Annotated in this window: 14 protein-coding genes and 2 pseudogenes; 9 read left to right on the top strand and 7 right to left on the bottom strand. The window is 71.4% G+C overall.

The features are described from left to right. Positions 1–15 precede the first annotated feature (15 nt). The 4 genes from ACIQWG_RS25135 to ACIQWG_RS25120 form a co-directional block, all read right to left on the bottom strand. Entirely contained in the window at positions 16–732 is a 717-nt protein-coding gene (locus ACIQWG_RS25135; RefSeq protein ID WP_404099748.1) for a hypothetical protein, read from the bottom strand. Beyond that, a complete protein-coding gene (locus tag ACIQWG_RS25130; protein ID WP_404099746.1) occupies positions 729–1,346 on the bottom strand; it encodes a hypothetical protein in 618 nt (205 codons plus the stop codon). The genes ACIQWG_RS25135 and ACIQWG_RS25130 overlap by 4 nt, the downstream gene beginning before the upstream one ends. A gap of 282 nt (positions 1,347–1,628) precedes the next feature. Beyond that, on the bottom strand, positions 1,629–2,639 hold the full coding sequence (locus ACIQWG_RS25125) for a hypothetical protein (protein ID WP_404099744.1): 1,011 nt from the start codon (positions 2,637–2,639) through the stop codon (positions 1,629–1,631). Then, positions 2,626–3,228: an RNA polymerase sigma factor gene (locus ACIQWG_RS25120; protein WP_404099742.1), complete on the bottom strand. Its 603-nt coding sequence runs from the start codon at positions 3,226–3,228 to the stop codon at positions 2,626–2,628. Before ACIQWG_RS25120 ends, ACIQWG_RS25125 begins: the two co-directional genes overlap by 14 nt. Before the next feature lie 89 nt (positions 3,229–3,317). On the opposite strand from ACIQWG_RS25120, the gene trpS reads away from it, so the two are divergent. Continuing rightward, positions 3,318–4,331: a tryptophan--tRNA ligase gene (gene trpS / locus ACIQWG_RS25115; RefSeq protein ID WP_404099740.1), complete on the top strand. Its 1,014-nt coding sequence runs from the start codon at positions 3,318–3,320 to the stop codon at positions 4,329–4,331. Positions 4,332–4,545: 214 nt separating this feature from the next. Further along, a complete protein-coding gene (locus ACIQWG_RS25110) occupies positions 4,546–5,124 on the top strand; it encodes a 2'-5' RNA ligase family protein (RefSeq protein ID WP_404099738.1) in 579 nt (192 codons plus the stop codon). A 268-nt stretch (positions 5,125–5,392) separates the two neighbouring features. On the opposite strand, the gene ACIQWG_RS25105 is transcribed toward ACIQWG_RS25110, so the two are convergent. Together ACIQWG_RS25105 and ACIQWG_RS25100 are read right to left on the bottom strand one after the other, a co-directional pair. Then, positions 5,393–6,148 carry a decaprenylphospho-beta-D-erythro-pentofuranosid-2-ulose 2-reductase gene (locus ACIQWG_RS25105; protein WP_404099736.1) on the bottom strand — a complete coding sequence of 252 codons (756 nt, stop codon included), beginning with the start codon at positions 6,146–6,148 and terminating at the stop codon, positions 5,393–5,395. A gap of 97 nt (positions 6,149–6,245) precedes the next feature. Next, complete coding sequence (locus tag ACIQWG_RS25100) at positions 6,246–7,607, bottom strand: FAD-binding protein (RefSeq protein ID WP_404099734.1); 1,362 nt, start codon at positions 7,605–7,607, stop codon at positions 6,246–6,248. A gap of 379 nt (positions 7,608–7,986) precedes the next feature. Between ACIQWG_RS25100 and ACIQWG_RS25095 the strand changes: the two are divergent. The 3 genes and pseudogenes from ACIQWG_RS25095 (at position 7,987) to ACIQWG_RS25085 (ending at position 10,263) form a co-directional block, all read left to right on the top strand. Next, positions 7,987–8,877 (top strand): annotated as a pseudogene (locus ACIQWG_RS25095) (decaprenyl-phosphate phosphoribosyltransferase). Positions 8,878–8,986: 109 nt separating this feature from the next. Next, positions 8,987–9,247, top strand: a pseudogene (locus ACIQWG_RS25090) (GtrA family protein); the annotation flags it as partial. Then, complete coding sequence (locus ACIQWG_RS25085; protein WP_404099732.1) at positions 9,235–10,263, top strand: YihY/virulence factor BrkB family protein; 1,029 nt, start codon at positions 9,235–9,237, stop codon at positions 10,261–10,263. The pseudogene ACIQWG_RS25090 and the gene ACIQWG_RS25085, both read left to right, overlap by 13 nt. On the opposite strand, the gene ACIQWG_RS25080 is transcribed toward ACIQWG_RS25085, so the two are convergent. Then, on the bottom strand, positions 10,211–11,497 hold the full coding sequence (locus ACIQWG_RS25080; RefSeq protein ID WP_404099730.1) for a D-alanyl-D-alanine carboxypeptidase family protein: 1,287 nt from the start codon (positions 11,495–11,497) through the stop codon (positions 10,211–10,213). The two genes, ACIQWG_RS25085 and ACIQWG_RS25080, sit on opposite strands and share 53 nt — an antisense overlap. A 91-nt stretch (positions 11,498–11,588) precedes the next feature. Between ACIQWG_RS25080 and ACIQWG_RS25075 the strand changes: the two genes are divergently transcribed. The 4 genes from ACIQWG_RS25075 to ACIQWG_RS25060 all read left to right on the top strand — a co-directional run bounded on the left by ACIQWG_RS25075 (position 11,589) and on the right by ACIQWG_RS25060 (position 15,458). Continuing rightward, a complete protein-coding gene (locus ACIQWG_RS25075) occupies positions 11,589–11,828 on the top strand; it encodes an SCO4848 family membrane protein (RefSeq protein WP_404099728.1) in 240 nt (79 codons plus the stop codon). Positions 11,829–11,885: 57 nt separating this feature from the next. Continuing rightward, the gene (locus ACIQWG_RS25070) at positions 11,886–13,202 is read left to right on the top strand and encodes a metallophosphoesterase (RefSeq protein ID WP_404099726.1); all 1,317 of its coding nucleotides are present in this window, start codon (positions 11,886–11,888) and stop codon (positions 13,200–13,202) included. Between the two features lie 195 nt (positions 13,203–13,397). Continuing rightward, positions 13,398–14,954 carry an ABC transporter substrate-binding protein gene (locus ACIQWG_RS25065; protein ID WP_404099724.1) on the top strand — a complete coding sequence of 519 codons (1,557 nt, stop codon included), beginning with the start codon at positions 13,398–13,400 and terminating at the stop codon, positions 14,952–14,954. Positions 14,955–15,050: 96 nt separating this feature from the next. Then, complete coding sequence (locus tag ACIQWG_RS25060; RefSeq protein ID WP_404099722.1) at positions 15,051–15,458, top strand: ATP-binding protein; 408 nt, start codon at positions 15,051–15,053, stop codon at positions 15,456–15,458. Position 15,459: the final 1 nt, after the last annotated feature.

The following is a 15,459-nucleotide window of genomic DNA, read 5'->3' as shown; positions in this document are numbered from 1 at the left end:
GCCGCGCCGATGACCTCACAGGTCCAGATCGATCAACTCGTGGCGTGGCTCCTGACGCGGCGGTCCGGCTTCCGGCCGGGCCGCCGCGCGGCGTATCAGCAGCGTGCCGCCGACACCCGCCGCGAACCCGACGGCCAGCCCCGCCACCGCCCATCCGGCATCACCCAGCCCCGGACCGGCCCGGTCGCCCCCGGCCGCCGTGCTCTCGGCGAGCGCGTCCTCCGACTCGCCGACCAGCCCAGCCAGGTCCAGCCGCTCGAAGACCGAGCGAGGTGCCCGATGCCAGCGGATATCGTCGTCCTCCAGGTCCGGCGCGGGATCCGAGCGCACCCAGGGTGTGCCGTCCCCGGCCACGAACAACTGGTCCTGCCGCCGCACGGCCACATCTTCTCCCGGCGCTCGATCCGTCTGCGGCCAGCCACCCACTCCCGTCAGCCCCCACACCACCGTGATCCGTATCGGCGGATGACGTCCCTCCACCCAGTCCTCGGACACCCGCTCCGTCCCGACGAACGTCGGCTGCAACAGCTGCCAGAGTCGGGCGAAGGCCGGCTCGCCGGAGTGCAACGACCTGGTGTGGCCCGTGCCGCCCGCGACGACCATCGCCACGTCGGGGTCGTCCCGCACCTGCGGCGGGGCGGCCTCGGCGGTGGCGGCCGTCGGCCACAGAGCGAGCCCCGCGGACACGGCCACGAGCAGGGCGCGTACCGCCCCAGTCAGGCCGGCCCTCATACGTCCCGGAGCTCCTGCCTCGGCCCCGGCTCACCCCGCAGGCGCTCCAGGGGCAGCCGAGTGACGTAGGGACGCAGGACCAGTGCGAGCACCGCTCCGGCCGCCGCGCCCGGTAGTGCCCACCACCAGTCGGTGCCCTCGCGGGACCCCGACGCGGCAGGGGAGACAGCGGTCACCGCGTCCACGGAGTCCGCCGCAGACGTGGAAGGCGAGTCCGCCGCGCCTTCCTCCGTCCCGGGCGACTCTGCGCCCGGCGGGATCGCCGCGTGCCCTGCGGACGACGGCTCACCCATCAGACCCAGCTTCTTGAACAGGGCGCGCAGCTGAGAGGGGTGATCGGCACGGTGCCAGGCGCCGTTCGCAGTGATGTCCAGGTCCGCCGCGGTGTGTATCCAGACGTCCTGCCCCTTGTGGGCCGGATAGACCCGGTCGAGCCGCCACGGCGACACGTCGTGGGCCATCCAGGTGACATTGATCTGGCGGGCCGCCGTCAGCTCGGCCTCCGGCGGCTTGTCACGGGTGCCCTCGCCCTGTGCGCCGAGCAGTCGCTCCAACTCGCCGTACTCCTCGTCGGAGTAGTACAGCGCGGCCGTCTCCGTGCTCTCCGGTGACACCAGGAGCACGCTCGTCGGCCCTCCGGCTGACGCGGGAGCCGCGGCTCCCCACACCAGAAGGGCGAGGGCCGCCGCCAACGACCCGGTCAATGCCGTGACTTCACGACACCGGCCTTTCCAGCCCTGCCCCTGCCCGTCTCCACGTCCCCACATCCGAACCCCCAACCCGAGCCATCCCCGTGCGGCCCGTCCCCGAGCCGCGTGTCACTTCTGGTACACCGCCCGACCCGTCTGGGTTCCCACTCCGAACCAGCATTTCCGGACCGCGATCTCCTGGACCGGCTACTGCCGGTGCCGCTGATTGCGATCGGCCACCTCAGAGGCCTTCCCGACCGACCGCGCGACCTCCAGGGCGCGCTCCTTCGACGCCACCCCTTCCAGCCGCAGCGCCACGGTCTCGCCCTCGGCGCGACGGGTCCACAGCAAGGTCGGGCCGGCCGTCCGCTCCTCGCGTGAGTAGCGTTCCCCGGCACCGTCCACCAGCCAGAACGTCAGCAGGTGCGGTCGGGCGAACCACAGGGCCGGGTCGGGTGAGGTGCCGTGCGAGGCGGCCGGGCCCGGCGAGATCCACTCCGGCGGTTCGCGCACCGTCTTCTCGAAGCCGATGTCCAGGCTCGCCCGCCGCTCGTCCAGCCGTATCGTGCGCCCGTCCTCGTGCCAGCACAGGCTCACCACGAACCGACCCCCGGACTCACCCCTTACCGCGACCGCGTCCGGAGTGCCGAGCTCCGCCGGAATCAGGGGCTCGAAGCCGGCCCGGCGCCCGGCCTGCGCCAGCGAGACCGAGCGGCCGCAGCCGGGGACCTCGGCGCCCGGCGAGGGGATGGCCGAAGGGTCGTACCGCACCTCGACGCCGGCGAAGTCGAACCAGTCCAGGACTGCTGCCCGCACCGGGGGAGTGAGCACGAGCACCGTCAGCAGACCGCACAGCGTCGCGGTCAGCGAGCGCCACCGCACCCGCGTCCAGCGCCGCACGGCGCGCAGTCGCTCCGCCGGACCCGGCGGCTCGGCCACCGGCACGGGCACCTGCTCGGCGAGTATCTGCCCGAGCACCCGCTCGACCATCGTCTCGGCGCCGTCCCCCGCACCCCGGGTGTCCAGCGAGCGTCCGAGCGCCCGCAGTTCCTCGGGCAGCCGGGCCACGTCGTCACGCCGACCACGATCACCGGAGCCCCGGCCACCGGCGCGCTCGCCGCCACCGGCGCCGTCACTGCCGTACGCGCGCCGCCCTTCACCCTCGTACGCCCTTTGCCCGTCATCGTCGTGCGGCTTCCGTCCGTCACCCACGCTCATCACCCCCTTCCCGAGGCTGAAAGTCCGGCAGCAGTCGCCCCAGCTTCCGCAGCGCGCGGTTCAGCCGGGACTTCACCGTGCCCCGGGGCCAGCCCAGGGCCTGGGCCGTCTCGGACTCGTCCATTTCCAGGAGATAGCGGTAGGTGACGACCAGACGGTGCTCCTCGCTCAGCTTGTCCAGGGCGGCCTGGAGCGCGGCGCGGCGCTCTATCTCCAACGCCGCCATCGCCGGGTCCGCCGACTCCGGTATCAGCGGCTCCGCCTCCGCCATCGCGGCCTCGCGCCCGGCGAGCGTGCGCTGACGTGCCGCCGTACGCACTGTGTTCCTCGTCTCATTGGCCACGATGGCCAGCAGCCACGGCTTGAACGCCGAGCCGTCCTTGAACCGGCCCAGCGAGCAGTACGCCTTCACGAAGGCCTGCTGCACCACGTCCTCCGCGTCCGCACCCGCCCCGAGCGCCGCGGCCGCCCTGAGCGCGATGCCCGTATGGGCCCGCACCAGCTGCGCGTACGCCTCCGGCTCTCCGGCGCGTACGCGTGCGATCACCGCGGCCTCATCGACGATGCGGCCCCCCTCCCGCGTTCTCACACTCTTGTTACACCGCGGAAGACGGATCGGTTCCCATCTGTTTCCGACCAGTTCCGGACCGGCCCGCCGGACCTGAGAGAATGGTGAACATGGCCTCAGACCGACCCCGCGTGCTCTCCGGAATCCAGCCCACCGCAGGCTCGTTCCACCTCGGCAACTACCTCGGCGCCGTCCGCCAGTGGGGGGCCTTGCAGGAGAGCCACGACGCGTTCTACATGGTCGTCGACCTGCACGCGATCACGGTCCCGCAGGACCCCGCCGAGCTGCGCGCCAACACCCGCCTGGCCGCCGCACAGCTGCTGGCCGCGGGACTGGACCCCGAGCGCTGCACGCTCTTCGTCCAGAGCCACGTCCCCGAGCACGCCCAGCTCGCCTGGGTCATGAACTGCCTCACCGGGTTCGGCGAGGCCTCCCGCATGACCCAGTTCAAGGACAAGTCCGCCAAGCAGGGCGCGGACCGGGCGTCGGTCGGCCTGTTCACGTACCCGATCCTCCAGGTCGCGGACATCCTGCTGTACCAGGCAAACGAGGTCCCGGTCGGCGAGGACCAGCGCCAGCACATCGAGCTCACCCGCGACCTCGCCGAGCGCTTCAACGGCCGCTTCGGCCAGACCTTCACCGTCCCGAAGCCGTACATCCTCAAGGAGACGGCGAAGATCTACGACCTTCAGGACCCGTCGATCAAGATGAGCAAGTCGGCGTCCACCCCGAAGGGCCTGATCAACCTCCTCGACGAGCCCAAGGCCACCGCCAAGAAGGTCAAGAGCGCGGTCACCGACACCGACACCGTCATCCGCTACGACGCCGTGAACAAGCCCGGTGTCAGCAACCTGCTCACCATCTACTCGACCCTCACGGGCGCGGGAATCGCGGAACTGGAGCAGAAGTACGACGGCAAGGGCTACGGTGCGCTCAAGACGGACCTCGCCGAGGTCATGGTCGAGTTCGTGACGCCCTTCCGGGAGCGCACCCAGCAGTATCTGGACGATCCCGAGACGCTGGACTCGATCCTGGCCAAGGGTGCGGAGAAGGCGCGCGCCGTCGCCGCGGAGACGCTCTCCCAGGCGTACGACAAGGTGGGCTTCCTGCCCGCCAAGCACTGACCCCGCAGCCCGGCAAACGGCCGGAATCCGGTCGTACCACCGCACAGCGCTGCACATCACTACGGTTGCGCCTGCCCGCAGCACGGTCGTGGCCGTACAGTCGATAGCCGAGTGGCCGTACATGCGGCCTCTCACGCTCACCAACAGGGCACGAGCTCACCGCGGAACGAGACCTCGCGACGGGCGAGCTCACGACAGACGAACAGGAGACGACGTGGGGACCGTAACGATCGGCGTGTCGATCGCGGTCCCGGAGCCTCACGGCAGCCTGCTCCAGGAGCGGCGCGCGGGCTTCGGCGACGCCGCGGCTCACGGCATCCCCACGCACGTCACGCTGCTGCCGCCGACAGAGGTCGACTCCTCGCTGCTGCCCGCGATCGAGGCACACCTCGTCGAGGTCGCCGCCGCCGGGCGCCCCTTCCCGATGCGGCTGTCCGGTACCGGCACCTTCCGGCCCGTGTCGCCGGTCGTCTTCGTCCAGGTCGTCGAGGGCGCGGAGGCCTGCACCTGGCTCCAGAAGCAGGTCCGCGACGCCTCCGGGCCGGTCGCACGCGAACTTCAGTTCCCGTACCACCCGCATGTCACGGTCGCCCACGGCATCGACGACGAGTCGATGGACCGCGCCTTCGAGGAGCTCGCCGACTACGAGGCCGCCTGGTCCTGCACCGGTTTCGCCCTCTACGAACAGGGCGCCGACGGCGTGTGGCGCAAGCTGCGGGACTTCGCCTTCGGGGGGTCGGTGGTACCGCCGCAGGCGGGGCGTGTGGACCGGGGGTCCATCCCTACGGCGTAGCTCCGCCGGTTGGGCCGTGGTGCTGGTGCCGCGGGGGGTGTGTTGTTGTGCGCGGGTGCATTGTGGCTGGTCGCGCAGTTCCCCGCGCCCCTGTGGAGGGGGCGGAGGGTTGTGTGTTGGCTGCGGGTGATTCGTGGCTGGTCGCGCAGTTCCCCGCGCCCCTATGGAGTGGGCGCGCGGGTTGTGCGTTGGCTGCCGGTGATGCGTGGTTGGTCGCGCAGTTCCCCGCGCCCCTATAGGGGCGCGTCTGCGGCGCCGTATTCGTTGCCTATACCGGTAGGCGGCGGAACAGGCCCCTCGGTACGTGGCGGAGTGCCGACATGACCAGCCTCAGGGTGCCGGGTACCCATACCGTTTCCGAGCGGCGGCGCAGGCCGGTCTCGATCGCTGTCGCTACCGCCTCCGGGGTGGTGGCCAGGGGGGTTTCCTCGCGGTCCGCGGTCATCTTCGAGCGGACGAATCCGGGGCGTACGACCATGACGTGGACGCCCGTGCCGTGCAGGGCGTCGCCCAGGCCCTGGGTGAAGGTGTCGAGGCCGGCCTTGCTGGAGCCGTAGATGAAGTTGGCGCGGCGGGCCCGCTCGCCGGCGACGGAGGACAGGACGACCAGCGAGCCGTGGCCCTGGGACTGCAAGGCGCCGGCGCTGACCAGGGCCGCCGACACGGCGCCCGTGTAGTTGGTCTGCGCGACCCGCACCGCCTTCAGCGGCTCGCGCTCGTCGCGCGCCTGGTCGCCCAGGATCCCGAAGGCGAGCAGCACCATGTCGACGTCGCCCTCGGCGAAGACCTTGCCGAGCACGGTCTCGTGGGACTCGGGATCGAGGGCGTCGAACGCCACCGTGCGCACCTCTGCCCCCAGGGCGCGCAGATCCGCCGCGGACTGTTCCAGGGCGGGCGAGGGGCGGCCCGCCAGCCAGACCGTGCGGGTGCGGCGCGTGATCAGGCGGCGCGCGGTGGCCAGCGCGATCTCTGACGTACCGCCGAGGACGAGCAGGGACTGGGGGAGGCCGAAGGCGTCCTTCATGACGGCTCCTAGAGGTCTGACGGCCGAGGGGCTGGAGAGTTGCGGGACTTCCGGAAGCAGCGGGAGTGCCGGGAGTCCGAGGGGCGCATTGCGGGTGCTACAGGCCCAGGCGGCGGGCCAGGTCCGAGACGAACACCCCGCGCGGATCGGCTTGCGCGCGCAGTGCGCGGAACTCGTCCAGGCGCGGGTACATCGCGGCGAGCAGCTCCGGCCGCAGCCGGGAGTCCTTGGCGAGGTAGACGCGCCCGCCCGCCGTGGCCACGTCCTCGTCCAGGGCGTCGAGGAACGCGCCGAGGCCGGGCAGGGCGGCAGGGATGTCCAGGGCCAGCGTCCAGCCGCGCAGGGGGAAGGAGAGAAGGCCGGGGTCGGCGTCACCGAAGCGCTTGAGGACGGCCAGGAAGGACGGGCAGCGGTGCTCGGACAGCCGGCGCACGATCCGGCGCAGGGTCTCCTCCTGGCCGTGCCCGACGGCGAACTGGTACTGCACGAAGCCGCCCCGGCCGTAGATCCGGTTCCAGTGGGGCACGCCGTCCAGCGGGTGGAAGAAGGCGGAGAGCTTCTGGAGTTCGCCGGTACGCGCGCGTGGAGCCCTGCGGTACCAGAGTTCGTTGAACCAGCCGACGGTACGGCGGCCGAGCAGCCCTTCCGGGAGGACGGCGGGCGGGGCCGGCAGGCGGGTGGGGCGGAAGGCCAGCGGGTCCCTACGCGCGCGCGTGCCCTCGCGCAGCGCCTCCAGGGGCGTGTGGTCGCCGCGGGTGAGAACGGCCCGCCCCGTCGCCGCGCCGCGCGCCAGCAGGTCGATCCAGGCGACCGAGTAGCGGTAGTGGTCGTCGGTGGCGGTCAGGCGGGCCATCAGGTCGTCCAGGTCCCGCGCGCGTTCGGTGTCGACCGTCATCAGCGAGGTCTCCACCGGCTGGAGCTGGATCGTCGCGGTGAGGATCACGCCGGTCAGGCCCATGCCGCCGGTGGTGGCGTCGAACAGGGGCGTGCCGCGGCCGACCGCGTGGACCTCGCCGTCGCCCGTGAGGAGCTCCAGCGACAGGACGTGGCGGGAGAAGGAGCCCGAGACGTGATGGTTCTTGCCGTGGATGTCGGCGCCGATCGCGCCGCCGACCGTGACGTAGCGGGTACCGGGCGTCACCGGCACGAACCAGCCGAGCGGGAGCAGCACCTCCATCAGCCGGTGCAGGGAGACGCCCGCGTCGCACAGCACGATGCCGTTGTCGGCGTCGATCGCGTGGACGCGGTCCAGGCCGGTCATGTCCAGCACCGTGCCGCCGGCGTTCTGCGCCGCGTCCCCGTACGCCCGCCCCAGGCCCCTGGGGATGCCTCCGCGGGCCCCGCAGTGCCGGACGGCCGTCGCGGCCTCCTCGTACGTCCTGGGGCGGATCACACGGGCGTTGGTGGGGGCGGTGCGGCCCCAGCCGGAGACGGAGGTGGAGACGGTGTCGGCAGACATGTCGGCGACCGTAGCGTCCCTCGATGGGCGATCAGTTCTGAAACATTCCTGCTCTCCCCGAAATGGGTGATTAATGGGATGTCGCCCAATATTGTCGTAGTTCGGTTGAGGTGGGCGTGAACAGTGAGTCCCCATGGATCACCTCGACGACAGGGGCCGGGCCTCGCCGGGGCCGCGGTGGACGGCGGACGCCGGGGCGTCTGGTGGCGCGGCGCGGCGCTCACGGCCGGGGCGCAGCTCGTCAGCATGGGGGTGAAAAGGGTGATTGCGCCGCCCGCGCCCGGCGCAGGTCGAAGCCCGCGTACGCACCCTCGGCCCGCACTCGGGGGGCACTGACCGCGCGCATGGGGGCGACCTGGATGCGAGCGAGGAGGCGCCCGTGCCTGAGGCCGCGCCCCTGACCGGTGCCGCACGCGGCCCGGAAGCAGCGCTCCTGGTCATCGCGGCCCCGGCCGCCGCCGGGCGGCTCTTCACCACCCACGCTCTGATCCAACTCGCCCTGATCTTCGCGCTCTTCACCGTCTGCGCCGCCGCCGTCTATCTGATCAACGACGCCCGCGACGCCGAAGCGGACCGCGCGCACCCGACCAAGCGGCACCGACCAAGCGGCACCGCCCGATCGCCGCCGGACAGGTTCCCGTACCGGTCGCGTACGTCGTCGGAGGCGTCCTCGCCGTGCTCGCGCCGGTCGTCGCGGCCCTGCTGACCTCACCCGGGGTGGCGGTCCTGCTCGCGGTGTACGTCGGCATGCAACTGGCGTACTGCGTAGGCCTCAAGCACGTCCTGGTCCTGGATCTCGCCGTCGTCACCGCGGGGTTCGTGATGCGGGCCATGGCCGGCAGGCTCGCGCTCGGCATCCCGCTGTCGCGGTGGTTGCTGATCACCACCGGGTTTCGGGGCGCTGTTCATGGTGACCGCCAAGCGCTACTCCCAGGCCGTGCAGATGGCAGGGGAGGCGGGCGCCACGCGCGCGTTGCTCACCGCGTACACCACCGGCCATCTGCGCTTCGTCTGGCAGCCGGTGGCCGGGGGCGCCGTCCTCGGCTACTGCCTGTGGGCCCTGGAGGAGGGCGGCGACCCGCACACCGGCCTGCTGCCCTGGCGTCAGCTGTCCATGGTCGCCTTCATCCTCGCGGTCCTGAGCTACGCCCTCTTCGCCGACCGCGGGACGGCGGGCGAGCCCGAGGAAGTCGTCCTGCGCGACCGGGCGCTCGCCTTCATCGGCGTGGTGTGGCTGACGTTGTACGGGTTGGCGGTGGCTGATTGGTAGGCACGCGCGCGTGGGGGAGCCGGGAGCGAACGGCCGGCACGCGCGCGTGGGGAAGCCGGCGGGGGCCCATGACCCACAGCGCACCCCCACCGCCACCCCCACCCCCACCAACGCGCGCGGGACCTATCGTCACGCCCGCCCGAGGGGGCCGCGCCCCTACGCCGTCTTCGTCGCGGTGAGCGTCGCCGGGGCGGTCGTACAACTGCTGTGCCTCGCGGTGAGCCACTACGGCCTCGGGTACACCTCGCAGCGCGTGGACACCGTGTCGGGGGCCGGAATCGGCATGGCGTCGGCTACCGTCCTGCGGTTTTGGGGCACACGGACATTGGTCTTCCCCGCGAAGGGCAGAGACGGATCATGGACTGGCTGAAGAGGCTTCCCGTCGTCGGGTCGGCGGCGACCTGGCTGATGACCACGCACGCGTGGCACTCCTATGAGCGCATGGAGCGGGTGAAGTGGACGCGGCTCGCCGCCGCGATGACCTTCACCAGTTTCATCGCGCTGTTCCCGCTGCTCACCCTGGCCGCCGCGATCGCCGCCGCGACGCTCAGCAAGGAGCAGCAGAACAAGCTGGAGGACAAGCTCACCGACCAGGTGCCGGGTATCGCCGACCAGTTGAACATCGACGCGCTGGTCCAGAACGCCGGCACCGTCGGCCTCATCGCCGCCGCCGTGCTGCTGTTCACCGGCATCGGATGGGTCGGCTCCACGCGCGAGTGCCTACGCGCGGTGTGGGAGCTGCCCGACGCCGAGGAGAACCCCCTCCTGCGCAAGGTCAAGGACGCGGGCGTCCTGGTCGGTCTCGGCGGCGCCGTACTGGTGACGGTCGCGGCCTCCACGCTCGCCTCCGCCCTGGTCGGCTGGACCACCCGGCAGGTGGGCCTCGACGAGGGCGGCTGGGGCGGGGTCCTGTTGCAGATCGCCGCGTTCCTGGTGGCCGTACTCACCAATTTCCTGCTCTTGCTCTACGTCCTGACCCTGCTGCCTGGAGTGGAGCCGCCGCGTCGCCGGCTGATGGTGGCCGCGTTGATCGGCGCGATCGGGTTCGAACTGCTGAAGCTGCTGCTCAGCGGCTATATGCAGGGCGTGGCCACGAAGAGCATGTACGGCGCGTTCGGAGTGCCGGTCGCCCTGCTGTTGTGGATCAACTTCACGTCGAAGCTGGTGGTGTTCTGCTCCGCCTGGACGGCGACGCCGAGCAAGGACGACATCGCAGCCGCCGACGCGGACGAACCCGAGGCCCCCGCCGATGAGGCCGACGCCCCGGACAGCGACGCCGAGGGCCCGGCCGCCGAGTCCGAGGACACCGCCGCCGAGCCCCAAAAACCCGACGTCAGGAGCGGCCCCGGCGGCGCACCAGGTCGGGCAGCGGCCAGCGGCGGTTGATCAGGAAGGCGCCGGCCGCGAGCAGCACCAGTGCCCCGCCCGTGATCCCGAGCGCGATCCCGATGCCGCTCGAACCGTTCGCGGCCGAGGCGCCCACCGCCGCCTTGGAGGACTTCTCGCCGGCTCCGCTGCCCCCGGCCTGCCCGGCGTCGTTCGCACCCGGCTGGGCGCTCGCCTGCGCGGCGCTCCTCGGCGGCACCAGCTCACCCACCGGCTGCACCTTGCCGGCCGCCTGGAAACCCCAGTCGAAGAGCCGCGCGGTCTCCTTGTAGACCTCGTTGTGCTCGCTCTTCTCCGGGTTCATGACCGTCACCAGCAGCACCTTGCCGCCCCGCTCGGCGACCCCCGTGAAGGTCGCGCCCGCGTTGGTGGTGTTGCCGTTCTTCACGCCCGCGATGCCCTGGTAGACGGGGACGTCGCTGTCGCCGGAGAGCAGCCGGTTGGTGTTCTGGATCTCGAAGGTGCCGCGGACCGACTTGCCCTTCTTGTTCTTCGTCGTCGCGCCCGGGAACTTGGCGCTGACCGTCGAGCAGTACTCGCGGAAGTCCTTCTTCTGGAGGCCGGAACGCGCGATCAGCGTCAGGTCGTACGCCGACGACACCTGCTCCGGGGCGTCGTAGCCGTCGGGCGACACCACGTTGGTGTCGAGCGCCTGGAGTTCCGCGGCGTGCGCGTTCATGTCCTTGACGGTGTTCGCGATGCCGCCGTTCATCTTCGACAGCACGTGCACGGCGTCGTTGCCGGAACGCAGGAAGACCCCGAGCCACAGGTCGTGCACGGAGTACGTCTCGCCCTCCTTTATGCCGACCAGGCTGGAACCCGACCCGACGTCCGCCAGGTCGGACGGGTCGACCTTGCGCTTCGTCGTCTTCGGGAACTTCGGCAGCACGGTGTCGGCGAACAGCATCTTCATGGTGCTCGCGGGCGCGAGCCGCCAGTGCGGGTTGTGCGCGGCGAGGACCTCGCCGGTCTCGGCGTCGGCGACGACCCAGGAGCGGGCGGTCAGGTCCTTGGGCAGCACGGGGACGCCGCTCGCGAGGTTCACCTGGGTGCCGGGCCGCCCGAGCCGCTCGCCGCCCACGATCGACATGTTCGCCGGGGGCGTGGCCGACGGGCTCGTGCTCGGTGTCGGCTTGGGAGCCGCGTGGGAGACGGGCGCGGTCAGCGCGAGGGACGACAGGACGGCGGAAGTGACCAGCAGGGCGCGCCTGGCGGTCTTCTGGGGTGCGGGCACGAGCGAGAACGTACATGCCGTTCCCATGGAAGTCCCGTTTCTGCCCCCACCCCGCTCGAAGGACCGGACAGCCGGTCGCGATACTGAACTCATGAAGCTCAGTCGCCCCGTCTCCTGGTTCCTGCTCGCTTTCGGGGTGTGGAGCTGGGTCATCTGGGTCACTTTCGTCAAAAACCTGATCAAGGACAGCAGTGGGCTCGCGTTCGACGACGGTCACCCCACGGCGTACTTCTGGGTGCATCTGCTGCTCGCCGTCGTCTCCTTCGTATTGGGGACGGTCGTAGGGGCCATCGGGTTGCGCGGAGTGCGCGCACTGCGCCGGACGTCATAGGAACTCGGCCACCGCGTCGGGCGTTCACTCAGCACACAGACGAAAGGGAACGTCCGAGTGGTCATCGTCTTCGCGCTCGTCGCGCTGCTCGTGCTGTCCGTCCTGGTGGCGGGCAACTGGTGGCTGTGGCGTCGGCTGTTCCGCGACACCACCCGGGCACCCGGGCTCGTGCGCCGCGCGGGCGTGGTGGTGATAGCGGGTGGATGGGCGCTGACGGTTGGCGCCCTGGTCGCCGAGCGCTCGGGCGCGCCGTTCTGGCTCCAGCAGGTCCTGGCCTGGCCGGGCTTCCTGTGGCTGGCCCTGGCGATGTACCTGCTGCTGGGTGTGCTGGCGGGTGAGGTCGTACGACCCCTGCTGAGCCGCCGGCTCGCACGGCGGGCGCGCACACAGGAGGCGGTCAGGGAGTCGGTGCCGGAGACGGAGGCGGTGCCCGAGCCGATGCCCGTGCCCGCCGGGGCGTCGGCGGCCGGGCCCCCCGAGCCGGAGTCGGCCGAAAGCCAGCCACCCCCGCCCGCGTCCGGCCCGCCCTCCGCCCCGGACACCACGGGACCCACCCGTCGCCTCTTCGTCTCCCGGGTCCTCGCCGGCGCCGCCGCCACGGCCGCCGTCGCAACCGTCGGCTACGGCACGTACGGCGTGCTGAACGGCCCGAAGGTGAAGCGGGTCACCGTCCCGCTGGCCAAGCTCCCGCGCGCGGCGCACGGCTTCCGGATCGCGGTCGTCAGCGACATCCATCTGGGCCCGGTGCTCGGCCGCGGCTTCGCGCAGAAGGTCGTCGACACGATCAACGGCACGCAGCCCGACCTGATCGCCGTGGTCGGCGACCTGGTGGACGGCAGCGTGAAGGACCTCGGCCCGGCCGCGGCCCCGCTCGCCGGGCTCAGGGCGCGGCACGGCGCGTACTTCGTCACCGGCAACCACGAGTACTTCTCGGGTGCCGAGCAGTGGGTCGAGGAGGTTCGCCGGCTGGGTCTGCGCCCGCTGGAGAACGCGCGCACCGAGCTGCCCCACTTCGACCTGGCCGGTGTCAACGACGTGGCGGGCGAGAGCGAGGGCCAGGGCCCCGACTTCGCCAAGGCCCTCGGCGACCGGGACAGAGCGCGCGCGTGCGTGCTCCTCGCGCACCAGCCGGTGCAGATCCACGACGCCGTCGACCACGGCGTCGACCTCCAGCTCTCCGGCCACACCCACGGCGGCCAGCTCTGGCCCGGCAACCTCGTCGCGGAGCTGGCGAACCCCACCCTGGCCGGCCTGGAGCGGTACGGGGACACCCAGCTGTACGTCAGCCGGGGCGCGGGCGCCTGGGGCCCGCCCACGCGCGTGGGCGCCGAATCGGACATCACGGTGATCGAGCTGGCTTCCCGTCAGGCCTGAGCCGGACGCCACCCCGACTCTGTGAACGCCCTGTGAAATCTGCCGGAAACGCCCGTAGGTAAGTTCTTTCTCATGTCGTCAGAATCCCCTTCCCCCTGATGAAATCCGTGTGATTAGGTGTGCGCGCCACTTAGGGGAGTGGCGTATTCCATTGCTCATGCGGGGCCCGTCGAGGGCCGGGGAGAGGGCACACCCATGCGTTCGGTTCGCATGCGGATTCTCGCGACGCTGCTGGTACTGGCGGCCGTGGGAGTGGGCGGCTGGCAACTGTTGCCGTCGCAGCAGAACGAGGACAGGACCATCACGGTCGGTACGACGGACGCCGTCACGTCGCTCGATCCAGCCGGCGCCTATGACGCGGGTTCCTGGGCGTTGTTCAACAACGTCTTCCAGTCATTGCTCACCTTCGAGCCGGGCGGTGCGGCACCCGTGCCCGACGCCGCCGAGAGCTGCGGCTTCGCCGGCTCCGACCTCACCACCTACCAGTGCCAGTTGCGCGAGGGCCTGACCTTCCCGAGCGGGCGCTCGATGACCGTGGAGGACGTGAAGTACTCCTTCGACCGGGTCAAGCGGATCAAGTCGGACGTCGGTCCGTCCTCCCTGCTGGACACCCTGGCCTCGGTGAGCACGGGCCGCCGTACGGTCATCTTCCATCTGACGTCGCCCGACGCCACGTTCCCGCTCAAGGTGGCGACCGGAGCGGGTGCCATCGTCGACCGGGAGAAGTACCCGGCCGACGCCCTGCGCACCGACAACGCCGTCGACGGCTCCGGCCCCTACACCCTGACCGCGTATACGAAGGGCAAGAGCGCCACCCTCGCCCCCAACACCGCGTACAAGGGGGCGGTCGGCGGCAACGGCCGCCCGGTCGAACTGCGCTACTACGCCGACGGGAACGCCCTCGACCGGGCATGGAAGGCGAAGCAGGTCGATGTCGCCACGCGCACGCTGCCGCCCGCCGTGCTGGCGGGCCTGAACGCCGCCGACCCGGACCAGCGCGTCTCCGAGGCCGACAGCTCCGAGATCCGCAACCTGTACTTCAACACCCGCAAGGGCTCACCCCTGCACGACGTCCGCGTCCGGCAGGCCATGGCCTGGCTGATCGACCGCGAGAAGCTCGCCGCGACCGTGTACAAGGGCACCGTCGACCCGCTGTACTCGCTGATCCCGACGGGCATCACCGGCCACACCACGTCGTTCTTCGACACCTACCCCCAGCTGAGCAAGGCCAAGGCCCGCGCCCTGCTCACCCAGGCCGGCGTGAGCCTGCCCGTCCGCTTCACCTACGGCTACGGCGCCGGCCGCGGCTCCGGAGCCGAGGAGGCGGCGGAGATCAAGCAGCAGCTGGAGTCGACCGGCCTGTTCAAGGTGACCGTCAAGGGCTACGAGTGGACCGACTTCCAGAAGCGCTGGGCCGGCGGCAAGCTCGACGCGTACGCCGTCGGCTGGGTCGCCGACTTCCCCGACCCGGACACCTACGGCGGTCCGCTCGTCGGTACCGGCGCCACCATGAACACCGGCTACAGCGACAAGGCCGTGGACGAGCTGATCACGGCCAGCCAGCAGTACGCCGACCGCAGCGAGGCGGTGAAGGACTTCGGTTCCCTCCAGCGGGCCGTCGCCCGCGACGTCCCGGTGATCCCGCTGTGGCAGGCCAAGGAGTACGTCGTCTCCGGCGAGCAGATCGGGGGAGGCCAGTACCTCTCGGACGGCACCGGTGTCTTCCGCCTCTGGAGACTCAGCTGGATCTGACGCGATCCGGCGGTCTTGACAGTCCCCCCGGGGATGCCGTGGGGCCACTCGGCGCTGCACCATGTGGCGGAGGTGTGCGTGGGGTGAGGAGCAAACGTGGTGAGACGCAACGCCTTCCGGCTGCCCCGGCACCCGGCGTCCGTGGGTCTGGCCCGGCGCCGGGTCCGTGACCATCTGGCCGACTGGGGGCACGGGCCGCGCGATCCGGCGCTGGAGGACGCGGTGCTGCTCGTCTCCGAGCTGGCCACCAACGTGGTGCGTCACGGCCCGTTGGTGGAGCGGGAGTTCGAGGTCGCCGTGACCGCGCTGGCCGACGGCTCCTGTCTGATCGAGGTGTCGGACGAGGGTCAACTGGAGCCCCGGCTACGGGCGGTGGGGGAGTGGGCGGAGACCGGCCGGGGCCTGCACCTGGTGGAGAACCTGGCCGCCGCGTGGGGGGTGTGGAGCCGGGGGCGCCACGGCAAGACGGTGTGGGCGCTGATCCTCGCCCACGCGAACCCATGAG

This window comes from Streptomyces sp. NPDC098781 (assembly GCF_044759995.1).
GTDB lineage: Bacteria > Actinomycetota > Actinomycetes > Streptomycetales > Streptomycetaceae > Streptomyces.
This window is presented reverse-complemented; position numbering and strand designations above follow the sequence as displayed.

What these genes read in the sequence shown, in the direction of transcription:
- ACIQWG_RS25135 (WP_404099748.1), bottom strand. Translation starts at nt 732, where the DNA reads ATGAGGGCCGGCCTGACTGGGGCGGTACGCGCCCTGCTCGTGGCCGTG.
- ACIQWG_RS25125 (WP_404099744.1), bottom strand. Translation starts at nt 2,639, where the DNA reads ATGAGCGTGGGTGACGGACGGAAGCCGCACGACGATGACGGGCAAAGG.
- trpS (WP_404099740.1), top strand. Translation starts at nt 3,318, where the DNA reads ATGGCCTCAGACCGACCCCGCGTGCTCTCCGGAATCCAGCCCACCGCA.
- ACIQWG_RS25105 (WP_404099736.1), bottom strand. Translation starts at nt 6,148, where the DNA reads ATGAAGGACGCCTTCGGCCTCCCCCAGTCCCTGCTCGTCCTCGGCGGT.
- ACIQWG_RS25100 (WP_404099734.1), bottom strand. Translation starts at nt 7,607, where the DNA reads ATGTCTGCCGACACCGTCTCCACCTCCGTCTCCGGCTGGGGCCGCACC.
- ACIQWG_RS25085 (WP_404099732.1), top strand. Translation starts at nt 9,235, where the DNA reads ATGGACTGGCTGAAGAGGCTTCCCGTCGTCGGGTCGGCGGCGACCTGG.
- ACIQWG_RS25075 (WP_404099728.1), top strand. Translation starts at nt 11,589, where the DNA reads ATGAAGCTCAGTCGCCCCGTCTCCTGGTTCCTGCTCGCTTTCGGGGTG.
- ACIQWG_RS25065 (WP_404099724.1), top strand. Translation starts at nt 13,398, where the DNA reads ATGCGTTCGGTTCGCATGCGGATTCTCGCGACGCTGCTGGTACTGGCG.